This window comes from Streptomyces sp. TRM64462, assembly GCF_013362995.1.
In the GTDB taxonomy this organism is placed as follows: domain Bacteria; phylum Actinomycetota; class Actinomycetes; order Streptomycetales; family Streptomycetaceae; genus Streptomyces.
Genome location: NZ_JABWDV010000427.1, coordinates 1 through 14,615 on the forward strand (window position 1 = coordinate 1; position 14,615 = coordinate 14,615).

The 14,615-nt window shown below is 70.1% G+C and carries 18 protein-coding genes and 2 pseudogenes; 14 read left to right on the plus strand and 6 right to left on the minus strand.

Going from position 1 to position 14,615, the window contains the following annotated elements:
- Positions 1 to 121 precede the first annotated feature (121 nt).
- From HTZ82_RS27110 to HTZ82_RS27135, 6 genes are all read right to left on the minus strand, one after another.
- The gene (locus HTZ82_RS27110; protein WP_175412016.1) at positions 122 to 1,510 is read right to left on the minus strand and encodes an 8-oxoguanine deaminase; all 1,389 of its coding nucleotides are present in this window, start codon (positions 1,508 to 1,510) and stop codon (positions 122 to 124) included.
- Positions 1,511 to 1,670: 160 nt separating this feature from the next.
- Positions 1,671 to 2,594, minus strand: coding sequence for a factor-independent urate hydroxylase (pucL, locus tag HTZ82_RS27115; protein ID WP_175412017.1), 924 nt, complete (start codon positions 2,592 to 2,594; stop codon positions 1,671 to 1,673).
- A 6-nt stretch (positions 2,595 to 2,600) separates the two neighbouring features.
- On the minus strand, positions 2,601 to 2,990 hold the full coding sequence (uraH, locus tag HTZ82_RS27120) for a hydroxyisourate hydrolase (protein WP_175412018.1): 390 nt from the start codon (positions 2,988 to 2,990) through the stop codon (positions 2,601 to 2,603).
- Entirely contained in the window at positions 2,987 to 3,502 is a 516-nt protein-coding gene (uraD, locus tag HTZ82_RS27125) for a 2-oxo-4-hydroxy-4-carboxy-5-ureidoimidazoline decarboxylase (protein ID WP_175412019.1), read from the minus strand. Before uraD ends, uraH begins: the two co-directional genes overlap by 4 nt.
- Before the next feature lie 145 nt (positions 3,503 to 3,647).
- Positions 3,648 to 4,025, minus strand: coding sequence for a helix-turn-helix domain-containing protein (locus tag HTZ82_RS27130; RefSeq protein ID WP_309235710.1), 378 nt, complete (start codon positions 4,023 to 4,025; stop codon positions 3,648 to 3,650).
- Positions 4,022 to 4,288: a hypothetical protein gene (locus HTZ82_RS27135; RefSeq protein ID WP_175412020.1), complete on the minus strand. Its 267-nt coding sequence runs from the start codon at positions 4,286 to 4,288 to the stop codon at positions 4,022 to 4,024. The genes HTZ82_RS27130 and HTZ82_RS27135 overlap by 4 nt, the downstream gene beginning before the upstream one ends.
- Positions 4,289 to 4,417: 129 nt before the next feature.
- On the opposite strand from HTZ82_RS27135, the gene HTZ82_RS27140 reads away from it, so the two are divergent.
- The 14 genes and pseudogenes from HTZ82_RS27140 to HTZ82_RS27205 form a co-directional block, all read left to right on the plus strand.
- Positions 4,418 to 5,278: a TIM barrel protein gene (locus HTZ82_RS27140; RefSeq protein ID WP_175412021.1), complete on the plus strand. Its 861-nt coding sequence runs from the start codon at positions 4,418 to 4,420 to the stop codon at positions 5,276 to 5,278.
- Positions 5,279 to 5,332: 54 nt separating this feature from the next.
- Positions 5,333 to 6,226, plus strand: a complete 894-nt coding sequence (locus HTZ82_RS27145; RefSeq protein WP_175412022.1) for a 2-hydroxy-3-oxopropionate reductase — start codon at positions 5,333 to 5,335, stop codon at positions 6,224 to 6,226.
- 220 nt (positions 6,227 to 6,446) lie between these two features.
- Positions 6,447 to 7,904 (plus strand): catalase, encoded by a 1,458-nt coding sequence (locus HTZ82_RS27150; protein WP_175412023.1) that lies wholly within the window; start codon positions 6,447 to 6,449, stop codon positions 7,902 to 7,904.
- 379 nt (positions 7,905 to 8,283) lie between these two features.
- Positions 8,284 to 8,472, plus strand: a pseudogene (locus tag HTZ82_RS27155) (hypothetical protein); the annotation flags it as partial.
- 119 nt (positions 8,473 to 8,591) lie between these two features.
- On the plus strand, positions 8,592 to 9,827 hold the full coding sequence (locus HTZ82_RS27160; protein ID WP_175412024.1) for an XRE family transcriptional regulator: 1,236 nt from the start codon (positions 8,592 to 8,594) through the stop codon (positions 9,825 to 9,827).
- A 155-nt stretch (positions 9,828 to 9,982) separates the two neighbouring features.
- Positions 9,983 to 10,132, plus strand: a complete 150-nt coding sequence (locus tag HTZ82_RS27165; RefSeq protein ID WP_175412025.1) for a hypothetical protein — start codon at positions 9,983 to 9,985, stop codon at positions 10,130 to 10,132.
- Complete coding sequence (locus HTZ82_RS27170; RefSeq protein WP_175412026.1) at positions 10,129 to 10,341, plus strand: hypothetical protein; 213 nt, start codon at positions 10,129 to 10,131, stop codon at positions 10,339 to 10,341. Before HTZ82_RS27165 ends, HTZ82_RS27170 begins: the two co-directional genes overlap by 4 nt.
- On the plus strand, positions 10,338 to 10,646 hold the full coding sequence (locus HTZ82_RS27175) for a hypothetical protein (protein ID WP_175412027.1): 309 nt from the start codon (positions 10,338 to 10,340) through the stop codon (positions 10,644 to 10,646). The genes HTZ82_RS27170 and HTZ82_RS27175 overlap by 4 nt, the downstream gene beginning before the upstream one ends.
- Positions 10,647 to 10,664: 18 nt before the next feature.
- Positions 10,665 to 10,967, plus strand: a complete 303-nt coding sequence (gene tgmA / locus HTZ82_RS27180; protein ID WP_175412028.1) for a putative ATP-grasp-modified RiPP — start codon at positions 10,665 to 10,667, stop codon at positions 10,965 to 10,967.
- Positions 10,967 to 11,935, plus strand: a complete 969-nt coding sequence (tgmB, locus tag HTZ82_RS27185; RefSeq protein ID WP_175412029.1) for an ATP-grasp ribosomal peptide maturase — start codon at positions 10,967 to 10,969, stop codon at positions 11,933 to 11,935. The genes tgmA and tgmB overlap by 1 nt, the downstream gene beginning before the upstream one ends.
- Positions 11,935 to 13,065, plus strand: coding sequence for a methyltransferase domain-containing protein (locus tag HTZ82_RS27190; RefSeq protein WP_175412030.1), 1,131 nt, complete (start codon positions 11,935 to 11,937; stop codon positions 13,063 to 13,065). The genes tgmB and HTZ82_RS27190 overlap by 1 nt, the downstream gene beginning before the upstream one ends.
- 57 nt (positions 13,066 to 13,122) lie before the next feature.
- Complete coding sequence (locus tag HTZ82_RS27195) at positions 13,123 to 13,443, plus strand: DUF6087 family protein (RefSeq protein ID WP_175412031.1); 321 nt, start codon at positions 13,123 to 13,125, stop codon at positions 13,441 to 13,443.
- A gap of 745 nt (positions 13,444 to 14,188) precedes the next feature.
- Positions 14,189 to 14,278: pseudogene (locus HTZ82_RS27200) on the plus strand (restriction endonuclease); the annotation flags it as partial.
- 35 nt (positions 14,279 to 14,313) lie between these two features.
- Positions 14,314 to 14,615 (plus strand): transposase (locus HTZ82_RS27205; RefSeq protein WP_175410252.1); only part of this gene is annotated, 302 nt, incomplete at its 3' end.

The following is a 14,615-nucleotide window of genomic DNA, read 5'->3' on the forward strand; positions in this document are numbered from 1 at the left end:
GGTGGCGTACCGTGCGGTACGGCCACCCCCCGGTGCGGCTGCCGTGGACCCCGCTCGGGTTCACGGCGACCGGCCGAGGGCCGTCCCCCTCGGCCGGACTTCGTGGATCGCTCCCGGGCGGTCAGCCCTGGGCGGCGATACGGGCGAGGCGCTGTGCCTCGTCCCGGGTGGAACGCGCGATGGCGTCCTCGTCGGCGGTCAGCAGCCGGTTGTCCTCGACGATCTGGCGGCCGTTGACGAACGACGCGGTGACCGGGGCGGCCGCACCGAAGACGAGCGCGGTGACCGGGTCGGCGATGGAGGCGTGGGCGAGCGTGTCGAGCTTCCACAGCACCAGGTCGGCGAGCTTGCCTGCCTCCAGGGAGCCGATCTGGTCGGCGCGGCCGAGTACCTGGGCGCCGCCGTAGGTGCCGAGGCGCAGGGCCTGGCGGGCGTTGAGCGCGGCCTCGCGGTGGGCGCCGAGCCGGTTGATGAGCAGGGCGTTGCGCAGCTCGGTGTGGAGCTCGCCGGACTCGTTCGACGCGGTGCCGTCGACGCCGAGGCCGACGGGGACGCCCGCGGCGAGCATGTCGGGGACGCGGGCGATGCCGGCGGCGAGGCGGGCGTTGGACGACGGGCAGTGCGCGACGCCCGTCTTCGTACGGGCGAAGGCCTCGATGTCGGAGTCGTTCATGTGGACGCAGTGCGCCATCCACACGTCCTCACCGAGCCAGCCGGTCGACTCGAAGTAGTCGGTCGGGCCCATGCCGAAGAGTTCCTTGCAGAACTGCTCCTCCTCGACGGTCTCCGAGCCGTGGGTGTGCATGCGCACGCCGAGGCGGCGGGCGAGCTCGGCGCCCTGCCGCAGCAGCTCGGTGGAGACGGAGAAGGGGGAGCACGGGGCGACGGCGACCTGGGTCATCGCGTCGAAGGAGGCGTCGTGGTGCTTCTTGACGGTCTCCTCGGTGCCGGCGAGCGCGCCTTCCAGGGTCTCGACGGCGAAGTCCGGCGGGAGACCGCCGTCCTTGACGCTGCGGTCCATGGAGCCGCGGGCGAGGGTGAAGCGTACGCCCATCTCGGAGGCGGCCTTGATGATCGCGCCGGAGAGGTCGCCGGAGCCGTGCGGGAAGACGTAGTGGTGGTCCATGGCGGTGGTGACGCCGCCGCGGGCCATCATCGCGAGGGAGCCCTGGGCCGCCGAGTACACCATCTGCTCGTCGATGCGCGCCCACGTGGGGTAGAGGGCGACGAGCCAGTTGAAGAGGTTGTGGTCGGTGGCGAGGCCGCGGGTGATCCACTGGTAGAAGTGGTGGTGCGTGTTGACCAGGCCGGGGGTGACGAGGTGGCCGGTGGCGTCGATGCGGCGGACCACGTTCGTGAGGCCCTCGGGGGCCCGGCCCGCGCCGATGGACTCGATCCTGTTGTCCGCGATGACGACGTGGCCCGATGCGTACTCGGTGTCCTGGGCGTCGACGGTCGCGATCGCGCAGTTCTCGATCACGATGCGCTGGGCTGCTGCCGAAGGTGCCATGGCGGTGCGTCCTTCTTCTTCGAACTGGCTGAGGGCACGGCAGGACCCTAGGGGGATTTGAGTGCCGCGGCCGGGCGGCTGCGGGTGCCGAGGGGATGAAGCTGTGGGGGCGGAAGGCCGTCCGCCCCGACCCGCCGAGGCGGGGCGGACGGCCGACCGGTCAGAGGTTGGTCATGTCGAGCGGGATACGGGCCTCGACGCCGTCCCGGAGGATGGTCGCCTCGATCAGGCCGTAGGGGCGGTCCGCCGCGAAGTAGACCTCGTTGTCGTTCTTGAGGCCGAACGGCTCCAGGTCGACGAGGAAGTGGTGCTTGTTCGGCAGGGAGAACCGCACCTCGTCGATCTCCGAGCGGTTGTTGATGATCCGCGAGCCCATCTGGTACAGCGTCTGCTGCAGCGACAGGGAGTACGTCTCGGCGAAGGCCTGGAGCATGTGCTTCTTGACCTGCTCGTAGGACTTCTCCCAGTTCGGCATGCGCTGCTCGTCGTCGGTCCAGTTGAACCGCCAGCGGCCGGACACCTGGGTGGCGAGGATACGGTCGTACGCCTCCTGGAGGGTGGTGTACTTGTCCTTCACGTATCCCCAGAACTCCGAGTTGGTGGAGTTCATGACGATGAGATCCTTCAGGCCGGAGATGACCTGCCAGTTCTCACCGTCGTAGGTGATCTCGGTGACGCGGGTCTCCTGGCCCTTGCGGACGAAGGAGTGCTTGACCTCGTCGGCGCCGATGAACTTGGAGTTGGCGTCGGACGTGGCGATGCGCTCCCAGGCGTACTCCTCGATCCGGATCCGCGCCCGGTGGATGGGCTCCTGGCTGGTCACGAAGTGCCGGGCGAGGTGGATGCCGAACTGCTCGGCGGACTCTATGCCGTACTCCTTGGCGAACGCGTACACCGTGTTCTTGGTGGTGTCCGTGGGCAGGACGTGGGCGTTCGAGCCGGAGTAGTGCACGTCGTCCATGTCGCCGGAGAGGGCGACCGAGACGTTCAGGTCCTTGATGTGGTGGGTCGCGCCGTCCCGCGTGATCTTTACGACGCGGTTCTCTGCTTTCCCGTACTGGTTCTGGCCGAGAATCGTGGGCATGGTCTGCTAGCTCCCTCGGTAAACGGAGTAGCCGAACGGGTTGAGCAGCAGCGGTACGTGGTAGTGCTCGCCCGGTACGACGGCGAAGGTGATCGCCACCTCGGGGAAGAACACGCCGCTGTCCCGTGTCGCGGGGGCGTCCTGCTGTGCCTCGGCTTGCTTCTTGACGAAGTACGTCTCGGTCTCGAAGTCGAGACGTACGTGGGTCGTGCCTTCCGGCAGGGCCGGGAGGTCCTTGCACCGCCCGTCCGCGTCGGTCGCGGAGCCGCCGAGCGCCACCCACTCCGCGTCGCGGCCGGCACGGGCCGCGAGGGAGACGGCGACGCCCTCGGCGGGGCGGCCGGCGCTGGTGTCCAGGATGTGCGTGGACACCGATGCGGTGGTGTCGGTACTCATGCGGGGTCTTCCTCCACGAGTCGGGTCAGCCGGATGCGGTTGATCTTGCCCAGTTCGGTGCGGACGATCTCGCGCTCCTGTTCGGGCGTGTTGCCGATCCGGTCGCGGAGCGCGTCGCGCATCTGCTCACCGGTACGGCCGGTGGCGCAGATGAGGAAGACGTGTCCGAACCGCTCCTGGTAGGCCAGGTTCAGTTCGAGCAGTTCGGCCTTGAGCGCCTCGGAGGCGCCGGCCATGCCGCGCTGCTCGCGGGCGGACGTGGGGTCCCCGGGCTTCGGCCGGCCGATGGGCGGGTGTCCGGCCATCGCCTCGGCCAGGTCCTCGGCGGTCAGTTCCGCCATGGCGGCGTCACTGGCGAGGAAGAGGTCTTCGGCGCCGGCGTACGGGCGCTGGGCGAGCAGCTTGCTCCCCCACGCCGAGCTGGCGCACACCTCGTGCAGGGCGGCGCGCGCGTCGCTGTCCGCGGAGGTGTTGAACCGGGCGAGGCCCGGTGTCGAGGTACTCGAAGTCACGGGGAGCCTCCGTGGCTGTTTTTCGCTGTGCTTCGGACGGGCTGCGGATAGCTAACGCCCTGCGACGGCACCCCGTCAACACTTTGTTGAAAAATCTGTGTGACACGGAAGCCGCCGCCCGGACACCCGGGCGACGGCTGGTGTTCTACTTGCCTTTGGCGGCGTTTTCCCTGTTCAGGTAGTTGTACACGGTGAACCGGCTGACCCCGAGCGCACCGGCCACGGTCTCCACGCCATGACGTACGGAGAAGGCACCCCGTGCCTCCAGGCCACGGACGATCTCCTGCTTGCGCTTGCGGTCGAGGTCGGCGAGCGGCATGCCGTGCCGCCGTTCGAGCGCGGCCAGAATGTGCTCCAGGGAGTCGGCGAGCTGCGGCAGCCGTACGGCGAGCACGTCCTCACCCTCCCAGGCGAGCACCACGTCGTCGGGGCCCGCCTGCTCGGGCAGCAGTATCCGGCCACCCATGGCGTCGACGAGCGGTTTGACCGCGGTGATCAGCGGGTGGTCGCCGGGCGCGCTCACCGCTCACCCCTCCCGGCGCCGTCACCGATCACGTTCACCTGGAGGGACACGCGGGTGGCGCCCGCCTCCAGCGCGCGGCGCAGCAGGGCGTCGACGGCGGTGAGCACGGCGTCCGCGCGCCCCTCCGCCGTGTTGCCGAAGGGGCCGACATCGACGGCGTCCAGCTCGGCGCCCTGGATGACCTCGCGGGCCACGACGGCATGGGCCGGGGCCTCGTCGAGGTCGAACGGTTCGGTCGTGAACTCGACCCTCAATCGCTGCATGAGGTCACGGTAACGCCGCACGCCGGAGCGTCCACCCCGTGGGTGGGCCTTGACAAGGACGGCATTCCACTTGCACTCTTCCGTTACGCAGAAACGAACTTCCGCAATACGGAAGGAGCGCCGCCCCTCATGGCCCGCTTTTCAGAAGACGCAGGCAAGGCCCAGCGCTTCGATGTGAACCTGTCGATCCTCTTCACCGAGCTCCCGCTCCTGGAGCGCCCCGCGGCAGCCGCCGCGGCGGGCTTCACGGCGGTGGAGCTGTGGTGGCCCTGGATCGAGACGCCCACGCCGCCGCAGAGCGAGCTCGACGCCCTCAAGAAGGCGCTGGACGACGCCGGCACACGGCTCGTGGGGCTGAACTTCTACGCCGGGCAGCTGCCCGGCCCGGACCGTGGCGCCCTCTCCGTACCCGGTGAGGAGTCGGACCGCTTCCGTGCCAACATCGACGTGGCCGCCGACTTCGCCGCCTCGGTCGGCTGCACGGCGCTCAACGCGCTGTACGGCAACCGCGTGGACGGCGCCGACCCGGCGGCCCAGGACGCACTCGCCCTGGAGAACCTGGTCCTGGCGGCCCGCGCCGCCCACCGGGTCGGGGCGGTCCTGCTGATCGAGGCCCTCAACAAGCCCGAGTCGCCGCTCTACCCGCTGGTGAGCGCCCCGGCCGCGGTCGAGGTCGTCGACAAGGTCAACGCGGCCACGGGACTCGGCAACGCCAAGTTCCTGCTCGACCTCTACCACCTGTCGATGAACGGCGAGGACCTGGAGGCGGTGATCGACGCGTACGCCGCGAAGACCGGCCACGTCCAGATCGCCGACAACCCGGGCCGTGGCGCGCCGGGCACCGGTGACCTCGACCTCTCCGGCCTGCTCACCCGCCTGCGCGAGCGCGGTTACGACGGCTGGGTCGGCCTTGAGTACAAGGCCGGCGACCGCCCGAGCGCCGAGTCCTTCGACTGGCTGCCGCGCGAACTGCGCGCCGCCGCCCTCTGACGTCAGCAGCCGACTGGCCTCACCCTCACGCTTTTTTCGAAAGAGGTAACCCTCATGAGCACCACCCTTCCCAAGGTCGCATGGATCGGTCTCGGCATCATGGGCTCCCCCATGTCCGAGAACCTCCTCAAGGCCGGCTACCAGGTCACCGGCTTCACGCTGGAGCAGGAGAAGCTGGACCGGCTCGCCAAGGCGGGCGGCACCGCCGCCGCGTCGATCGCCGACGCGGTCCGCGACGCCGACGTCGTCATCACGATGGTGCCCGCGTCCCCGCAGGTCGAGGCCATCGCGTACGGCCCCGACGGCATCCTGGAGAACGCCAAGCGGGGCGCGCTGCTGATCGACATGTCGTCGATCACCCCGCAGACCTCCGTCGACCTGGCCAAGGCCGCCGCCGAGAAGGGCATCCGGGTGCTCGACGCGCCCGTGTCCGGTGGTGAGGCCGGTGCCATCGAGGCCGTCCTGTCCATCATGGTGGGCGGCGAGCAGGCCGACTTCGACGCCGCGAAGCCGCTGTTCGACGCGCTCGGCAAGACGATCGTGCTGTGCGGCCCGCACGGCTCCGGCCAGACGGTGAAGGCCGCCAACCAGCTGATCGTCGCCGTGAACATCCAGGCGTGCGCCGAGGCCGTGGTCTTCCTGGAGAAGTCCGGCGTGGACCTGAAGGCCGCGCTCGACGTCCTCAACGGCGGTCTGGCCGGCTCGACCGTGCTGACCCGCAAGAAGGACAACTTCCTCAACCGCGACTTCGCCCCGGGCTTCCGGATCGACCTGCACCACAAGGACATGGGCATCGTCACCGACGCCGCCCGCAACGTCGGTGCGGCCCTCCCGGTCGGCGCGGTGGTGGCCCAGCTCGTCGCCTCGCTGCGCGCCCAGGGCGACGGCGGCCTGGACCACTCGGCCCTGCTGCGCGCCGTCGAGCGCCTCTCCGGCGCCCAGCTCTGACGGGTCGCGGCCCCATGACTCCCGACCCGGTGCTCCGCTCCTGACACGGTCCCGGGTCGGGCCAGACTTCCGGCGGCGTCGGCGCTGACACCTGTCCTGTCGCGCCCAGGCGCCGGCGCCGTCCGGAACCCCCTTCTCCAATTTCAACAAACTGTTGACGTTACCTTGGGGCGAATTTAGGCTCCTGAGCACCGCCAGCAGCTCTGTACGGAAGGTCACCATGTCGAAGCGTGTGCTTACGACCGAGTCCGGCGCCCCGGTCGCCGACAACCAGAACTCCGCCACCGCCGGCGTCGGTGGCCCGATCCTGATCCAGGACCAGCACCTGATCGAGAAGCTCGCCCGCTTCAACCGGGAGCGCATCCCGGAGCGCGTGGTCCACGCCCGCGGCTCCGGCGCGTACGGGCACTTCGAGGTGACGGACGACGTCACCGCGTACACGAAGGCGGACTTCCTCTCCGAGGTCGGCAAGCGCACCGAGCTGTTCGTGCGGTTCTCCACGGTCGCCGACTCGCTGGGCGGTGCGGACGCGGTCCGCGACCCGCGCGGTTTCGCGGTGAAGTTCTACACCGAGGAGGGCAACTACGACCTCGTCGGCAACAACACCCCGGTGTTCTTCATCAAGGACCCGATCAAGTTCCCCGACTTCATCCACTCGCAGAAGCGCGACCCGTTCACGGGCAAGCAGGAGCCGGACAACGTCTGGGACTTCTGGGCGCACGCCCCCGAGGCCACCCACCAGATCACCTGGCTGATGGGCGACCGCGGCATCCCCGCCTCGTACCGCCACATGAACGGCTACGGCTCGCACACCTACCTGTGGACGAACGCCGACGGCGAGGCCTTCTTCGTCAAGTACCACTTCAAGACGAACCAGGGCATCCGCTGCCTGTCCTCCGAGCAGGCCGCCGAGGTCGTCGGCACCGACGCCAACTCGCACCAGACGGACCTGCTCCAGGCCATCGAGCGCGGCGTCAACCCGTCCTGGACGCTGTACGTGCAGATCATGCCGGCGGCGGAGGCGGCGGACTACCGCTTCAACCCGTTCGACCTGACCAAGGTGTGGCCGCACGCCGACTACCCGCTCCAGCGGGTCGGCCGGATGGTCCTGGACCGCAACCCGGACAACGTCTTCGCCGAGGTCGAGCAGTCCGCGTTCTCGCCGAACAACTTCGTGCCCGGCATCGGCCCGTCCCCGGACAAGATGCTCCAGGGCCGCCTCTTCGCCTACGCGGACGCCCACCGCTACCGCCTCGGCGTCAACCACACGCAGCTGCCGGTGAACGCCCCGAAGGCGACCGTGGCGGACAACTACGGCCGCGACGGTCTCATGGCCACGCGCAACGGCTCCCGCCACGACAAGAACTACGAGCCCAACTCGTACGCCGGCCCGTCCCAGACCGACCAGGCCCTGTCCGCGGCCCTCGCGGTCTCCGGCCACACCGGCACCCACGCGGCTCCGGCCCACGTCAAGGACGACGACTTCTTCCAGGCGGGCGAGCTGTACCGGCTGATGTCCGAGGAGGAGAAGGGCCGGCTCGTCGCGAACATCGCGGGCGGCCTGTCCCAGGTCTCCCGCGAGGACGTCATCGAGAAGAACCTCGCCCACTTCCACGCCGCCGACCCGGACTACGGCAAGCGCGTGGAGGAGGCGGTCCGCGCCCTGCGCGAGGACTGACCGCCCACAGGCAGCGTACGGCGACCGACGGGAGGTCGTCCGCCGTACGCCGTCCGTCCAGTGGCCCGGATGAGGGGTGGCCGCAGGTACGGACAGAGTGAGGGCCGCGGCGGTGCACGCGCCAGTGCGGTGGCGAGGGGCGTACGGGCGTCTTCTTGACCTGAAGGAAGCCACCCGCCCGCTCCGCCGCGGTCCCGAACCCCCCTTCCCCACCGACCCCGTCCGGCGGCGCGAACGTCCTGTCGCGCCAGCCTCGCACCGTCGGACGGTTTCCACCACACACCTCCCGCCGCACAGAGCCAGAGCGCGGAGTTCGGTATACGGTCCCGAACTCCGCGCTCTGCTGGGCCTTCCATGCCCCTGTGGCTTCTCCCCTGATGGGGCCTCCCGGATCGACGGGTCGCTCGCCCTGCTGGTGCAGCGGTCGGATCAGACGGACCGGCAGATCGCTGACCATGAGCAGCGCCTCGACTCGCTGGAGCGGGCCCGTTCGCCGCTGCCGTCGCTGGCCGCGCTGACGGGCCTGGCTGGTGCCGCGACGGGCGCGGCCGCGCTCCTCCTCCGCTGATCTGTTACGACGACGCCCCCTGTCTGGCCTCCGGGCCGGTCAAGGGGCGCTTTCGTCATCTCCCCATCCACGGAAGGCGAGTAGCGTTCTGAGTGCCTACGTCAGAACGGAGCTTCAGTATGCCCGAACGCACCGATATCCCCCTGACCTTCGGCCAGCGCGTCCGCCGCGCACGGGAGCGCGCAGGGCTCACGCGCCCCGTCCTTGCTGGTCTCGTCAGCAGGTCGGCCGACTGGGTCAAGTCCATCGAGAACGGCCAGATCGGTATGCCCCGACTCCCCATGCTCCTGCGTCTGGCCGAGGTCCTTGGCGTGGACGACGTCGCCGAGCTCACTGGGGAGGAGCGCATCGCTTCCAGCACGTACGGCAAGACCGCCCACGCGGACCTGCCCATGGTCAAGCGGGTCCTCAACACCTACCGGCTCACGCCCCGGGCAGAGGAGCCCGAGCCGCTCGACAACCTCTCCGCGCGGGTACGCAGTGCGTGGAGGCTGTGGCACCGGGCCGACGACGACCGGTCTGGCGGCCACCGATCCCGCATCGCCCAGCTGCTGCCGGACCTCCTGGCTGACACACGGCACGCCGTCAAGACGTACGAGGGCGCCCACCGGCGGAGGGCCCTCGTAGTCCAGGCGCAGACCTACCACCTCGCCCAGCTCTACCTCTCCTTCCAGCCTGCCCCCGACCTCGTGGTACTGACCGGGGACCGGGCCATGACGGCGGCGCAGGACGCGGACAGCCCGAAGGCGATCGCGGCTGCGGCCTGGTACATGAACCACGTGTACCGGGACGCCGGCGAGGCGGCAGAGGCCCGAGTGGAGCTGGCCGAGGATGCGGCCAGTCTGCTGCGGACGGACGAGAGCCCGGAGGATCTGGCGCGGTGGGGTCTGCTTCAGTTGGCGGCGGCGCTCAGCTTCGCGAAGATCGGCCGCAGCGGTACGGCGTGGAGGTACTGGGATCGCGCGGATGACGCCGCTCGGCGGCTGGGCGATGGCTACGCGCACCCGTGGCTGATCTTCGGTCGGGGCGTCGTGGACGCGTACGCGTTGACGATGCACAACGACCTCGCGAGGTCCGTCCAAGCGCTGGACGCGGCGTCGTCGCTCGACCTCAGCGGGGTGCCGTCGGCGACGCGCCGCTCGTACCACCTGATTGAGGCGGCCCGGGCCCACGGTATGCAGGGTGAGTCCGTGGCTGCGGTGCACCTGCTGACAAAGGCGTGGCAGGAGTCACCGGAGACGATCCAGTACAACCTGCATGCACGGGCTGCGCTCCCGCAGTTGGTGAAGTCGGCGCCGCCGACGGTTCGTGAGGACGCTCGTCACCTGGCGGTGGAGATCGGCGTGCCGGTGTAGCGGCCCGGGGGGGGGAGTTCAGCTCCTCGGGCGGACAAGGAGGGTTCCTCCCCCTCGACAAGGGGGGAGGAACCCTCACCCTCGTCCGCCTGAGTCGCTCTTACCGTCGGTGCCAGACCCACCACAGGCTGGCATTGACGAGGAGTAGACCCGTGATGACGATGAGGGTGTACGCGGTCCGTCCCGACGGCACCATCGCGACGATCCGTGAGCGCGTCACGGTCCGGGACACGGACCCGCCGCCGCAGGGGCCCGGCTTCCCGCCCTGCATCTGCCCCCGCTGCGCGCCCGGGGCCAAGCGGTGACCGCGCGCGAGACGGGAGCCCTGCCCCGGCCGCACACGCTGACCGAGATGCAGCGGTACGGACTGCGCTGCGTCCACTGCGACACCGAGCTGAAGCCCGGCACAGCCGTCGAGCTCGGCACCCAGTACGACGACGACCCGATCCTCGGCCGCGTCGCCTGGTACCCGCGCGCCTGCCAGGACTGCACCACCGGGCGAGGTGCGACGTGAGCGTTCGCACGGTCATCCGCCAGGCGGAGTGGACGATCGGCGCGGACAGCGCTGAGGGCGCGTCGCCGCCGATCCGCGAAGTCGAGTGCACCACCTGCCACGAGCAGTCCGAGCTCACCACCGACCAGCTCGCTGGCGACGTGTGGGCGATGCGTCACGCCGCCCGCCACGACGGACACCGCAGTTTCCGGGAGATCGTGACCGCGTTTCTCCGCGTCACCCCAGCCCCGGACAACCCGCTGTACCAGGAGGAAGCGCGGCTGACCGCAGCGAGAAGACCGGAGAGCACGACCAACCCAGTTTGACCGACCAAAGGAGTAGAAATGACCACCAGCACCACCCTCTTGCGGGAGGCGTTCCCGATGGCGCCGGCCGACGGGCCTGTGCCACAGAGCTTCGACGTGCCGTCCGGGCCGGATACTCGGCCCTGGGCGCTGCGCTTCGCGCGGACCCCGGACTCCACCGGGGCAGTGAAGGTTCCCGCATCGTTCTACGACGACGACCGCCAGGTGAACCTGTCCTACGACGGCGGTCTGCTGACGTGCATGGCGAACACGCACTCCCCGACCGTCCCGGACGGCTCCACCTCCAACCCGCCGCCGCTCGACGAGGGGCCGAAGGACTGATGACGGCGCCCGTCCTGATCGTCGCCGCCGCGAACGACTGGCCGACGGACCGGGTCGTCACGGAGCTGGCCGACCGAGGGGTCGAGGTGTTCCGCATGGACACCGCGGACTTCCCTCAGCGGCTGGCCCTGGCCGGCCGAATCGACCAGGAACACGGATGGGCGGGTGAACTGGCCACCAGGCACCGCACGGTGGACCTGTCCCGGGTCGGCGCGGTGTACTACCGCGCCCCCGGGGCGTTCCAGTTCCCGCGCGGCATGTCGGCGTCGGAGGAGCGGTTCGCCGCGGCGCAGGCCCGCGCCGGGCTCGGCGGCATCCTGTCCTCCCTGGAGTGCCGGTGGGTCAACCACCCCACTGCCTTGGCCCGTGCGGAGTACAAGCCCGTGCAGCTCGCGGCCGCCCGGGACTGCGGGTTGCGTATCCCCGCCACCCTGATCACCAACCGGCCGGAGGCCGTGGCGGACTTCGCCCGGCAGGCGGCGGGTCCGATCGTGTTCAAGCCCGTGTCGTCCCCGGTGCTGATCGAGGACGGCCGGCTCAAGAGCGTCTACACCCGGCTCCTGACCGCCGAGGACCTGGCCGACCTGCGCGGCGTGGAGCTTACCGCGCACCTGTTCCAAGCCTGGGTCGACAAGGGCCACGAAGTACGGCTGACCATCGTCGGGGAGCGCATGTTCGCCGCCCGTATCGACGCCGGCAGCGACGCAGCCCACATCGACTGGCGCAGCGACTACGGGTCGCTCTCCTACACCCCGACCAGTGTGCCCGACAGCGTGGCTGCCGCCGTGCGCCGACTGATGGACCGGCTCCGTCTGCGATACGGGGCCGCGGACTTCGTGGTCGACCCGTCCGGGGACTGGTGGTTCCTGGAGGTCAACCCGTGCGGGCAGTGGGACTGGATCCAGGGAGCGACTGGGCAGCCTGTCGCCCAGGCCATCGCTGACGAACTTGAAGGAGTGACCGCCTGATGGACTGGCAGCCGCACGCCGAGCAGCTTGCCCGCGCCGCCCTGCACCCCTCCTCCCGCTGGTGGGAAACGGTGTTGTCCGTGCCTCGCCACGTGTTCGTACCTCGCTGGTACACGTCCGGACCCGACGGGTGGACCGTCACCGACGGCCCGTCCAACGAGGAGGAGTGGGCGCGGGCCGCGTATACGGACCACACGGTGGTGACGCGCGTGGGGCCGCTGCACGCCGACCACGCCGCGGAGGGAAAGCCGGTCATGGGTCTGCCCACGTCGTCGGCGACGCTGCCCAGCCTGGTCGTGACCATGCTGCAGCACGCCAAGATCACGGAAGCGACCGACCTGCTCGACATCGCGACCGGATCCGGCTACAGCGCCGCCCTGGCCGCCCGCCGCCTCGGGGCCGACCGCGTCACCACCCTGGACGTCGACCCGTACCTGACGGAGGTGGCGGCAGCACGACTCGCCAGCATCGGCCTGCGCCCGCGGGTGGTCACCGCAGACGCGGGCCGGGACCTCCCGGGTGACTTCGACCGGATCGTGTCCATGGTGTCGATGCCCCGCGTCCCCGTCTCGTGGCTGCGGGCGCTGCGGCCGGGCGGCCGGCTCGTGACCACCATCCGGGGCACGGGGCTGATCCTGACCGCTGACAAGACCGAGGACGGCGGCGCCGCAGGGCGGATCGAGTGGGATCGGGCCGCGTTCATGACCACCCGGACCGGAGACGATTACCCGCCCGCGCTGGACGGCCTGTTCGCGTCCGTACGCGACAGCGACGGGGACGACGTGGCAACGAGCCCGCTCCCCGTCATCAACGTCATGCAGGCATGGGAGGTGTGGTCGATGCTGTCCCTGACCCTCCCCGGGATCGAACACCGTATGCAGTACGGGCACGACGGCAGCCGTACCGCCTGGATGCTCCACCCAGACGGCTCCTGGGCCCGCGCCCACACCGCGGCCGGCGAGCGGAGCACGACCGTGCACCAGGGCGGCCCGCGCCGCCTGTGGGGCACCCTGGAGGAGATCCGCTGGCGGCTGGAACACGGCGAACTCCCCGTCTACGGAGCCCGCGTCTCCATCGCCCCGAGCGGCGAGACAACACTGACACGCGGGGGGTGGACACTCACCCTGTGACATCCCCACGGTTGTCCGAGAAGGCACGAACCGACACCACGAGAAGGGGCGCAGCCGATGGACGATGAGCCACTGGAGGAATGGGCCGCACGGCGTGACGCGCGCCGGCCTCTGCCCGGCGCGCGCCGAGCCACCCCGCTGAGCGACGGCGAGACCCGCGCCGAGCACGTTGACCCCCGGGCGCCGCGCGGCGTGTCCGAGTGGGACGGGCACCAGTGGGTGCCCGCTGGTGTGGCCGACAGCCGAGAGGCCGCGCAAGAGGCTACCGGCCGGGACGCCGAGGCGGACGCCGAGTCCGTGCCCCTGCCGCCCTTCAGCAACCTGCCGCCAGCGCCGGAGCCGTGGCGGCCGACACAGGTCTTCCGCAGGCCCGGGTGAGCGGCCGGCTGGCCGCCCAGGCGTGAGACCGCCCCCGGTCAGCGCTCATGCCTGCGGGCCAGGCGGCGGGCCTCACCGTATGAGGTCAGCGAGGGGCACACCGATCGCTCCGGCGATGATGACGAGTGTGTCGATCGTGGCGGCGCCCGCAACGCCACAAGCGCGTTAGTTTCGCCCGAGCATCCCGGATCACGGACGAGCTGGATAGGCGCGGAGTAATAGGCCCCGGAAGGGCTCTATCGCGCGACGGGTCCTGCCTACCGGACAACCGCATTAACCGCCGTGCAACCCTGAACCGGGCCCCGCCGTGTATCCCCTGTCACGGCGGGTCTTCTCACGAAACCTGCCCGCGGCAACCAGCGGCGGCAGTACGCTCCCCAAAACAGCACCTCGGGGGCAGATTGGCCAGACGACGCAGCGACCCTGAAGAGAGCTGCCTGGGATGCTTGCTCCTGTTAGCCCTCGTAAGCACCGTCGGCTCGTGGATTAAGAGCGAGTGGGAGGACGGCAACTACGCCCCCGCTGCGGCCACGACGACGATCATCACCGGCATCTGCGCCTTCGGCGCGCTCCTCACCTGGCTAGCACGCCACGCCCTAAGCCGCAATCCAGGAACCCGCCAGGCCCGGTGGCTGTGGTGCGTTCCAGCCACCCCGCAGTCACCCCCCTTCCCCCGCAGTTCAGGCCTCTGCATCAGAGGACACAGCGCCCCTTCCCAGGTAGCACGCACTTCCAGGCAATGAGCCCCCGTCAGTTCGAACAAGCGGTAGCGTCTCTGTGTCGACGGGACGGCTGCACCGACGCTCGTGCTGTTGGAGGAGCCGGAGACCTAGGCCGTTTCCTTCGGATCATCTGATCGTTGGTTGATGCGTGTCGTTGACTGACGCCCAGTGGGCACGCATCGAGCCGTTGCTGCCGGACCGGACACCGAAGCGGGGTGGCCGGTGGCGGGACCACCGGCAGGTGATCGACGCGATCGCCTTCAAGTACCGCACCGGCACTCCGTGGATGGAGCTGCCCGAGCACTTCGGCTCATGGAAAGGCGCCCACAACCGGCTGCGGAAATGGGCCGCCGACGGCACCTGGGAGAAGGTCTTCACCGCCCTGCTCGCCCAGGCCGACGCCGAAGGCGACCTCGACTGGGTCGTCGCGGTCGACTCCACGATCGTCCG

What these genes read in the sequence shown, in the direction of transcription:
- HTZ82_RS27110 (WP_175412016.1), bottom strand. Translation starts at nt 1,510, where the DNA reads ATGGCACCTTCGGCAGCAGCCCAGCGCATCGTGATCGAGAACTGCGCG.
- pucL (WP_175412017.1), bottom strand. Translation starts at nt 2,594, where the DNA reads ATGCCCACGATTCTCGGCCAGAACCAGTACGGGAAAGCAGAGAACCGC.
- uraH (WP_175412018.1), bottom strand. Translation starts at nt 2,990, where the DNA reads ATGAGTACCGACACCACCGCATCGGTGTCCACGCACATCCTGGACACC.
- HTZ82_RS27135 (WP_175412020.1), bottom strand. Translation starts at nt 4,288, where the DNA reads ATGCAGCGATTGAGGGTCGAGTTCACGACCGAACCGTTCGACCTCGAC.
- HTZ82_RS27140 (WP_175412021.1), top strand. Translation starts at nt 4,418, where the DNA reads ATGGCCCGCTTTTCAGAAGACGCAGGCAAGGCCCAGCGCTTCGATGTG.
- HTZ82_RS27145 (WP_175412022.1), top strand. Translation starts at nt 5,333, where the DNA reads ATGAGCACCACCCTTCCCAAGGTCGCATGGATCGGTCTCGGCATCATG.
- HTZ82_RS27150 (WP_175412023.1), top strand. Translation starts at nt 6,447, where the DNA reads ATGTCGAAGCGTGTGCTTACGACCGAGTCCGGCGCCCCGGTCGCCGAC.
- HTZ82_RS27160 (WP_175412024.1), top strand. Translation starts at nt 8,592, where the DNA reads ATGCCCGAACGCACCGATATCCCCCTGACCTTCGGCCAGCGCGTCCGC.
- HTZ82_RS27165 (WP_175412025.1), top strand. Translation starts at nt 9,983, where the DNA reads ATGACGATGAGGGTGTACGCGGTCCGTCCCGACGGCACCATCGCGACG.
- tgmA (WP_175412028.1), top strand. Translation starts at nt 10,665, where the DNA reads ATGACCACCAGCACCACCCTCTTGCGGGAGGCGTTCCCGATGGCGCCG.
- tgmB (WP_175412029.1), top strand. Translation starts at nt 10,967, where the DNA reads ATGACGGCGCCCGTCCTGATCGTCGCCGCCGCGAACGACTGGCCGACG.
- HTZ82_RS27190 (WP_175412030.1), top strand. Translation starts at nt 11,935, where the DNA reads ATGGACTGGCAGCCGCACGCCGAGCAGCTTGCCCGCGCCGCCCTGCAC.
- HTZ82_RS27195 (WP_175412031.1), top strand. Translation starts at nt 13,123, where the DNA reads ATGGACGATGAGCCACTGGAGGAATGGGCCGCACGGCGTGACGCGCGC.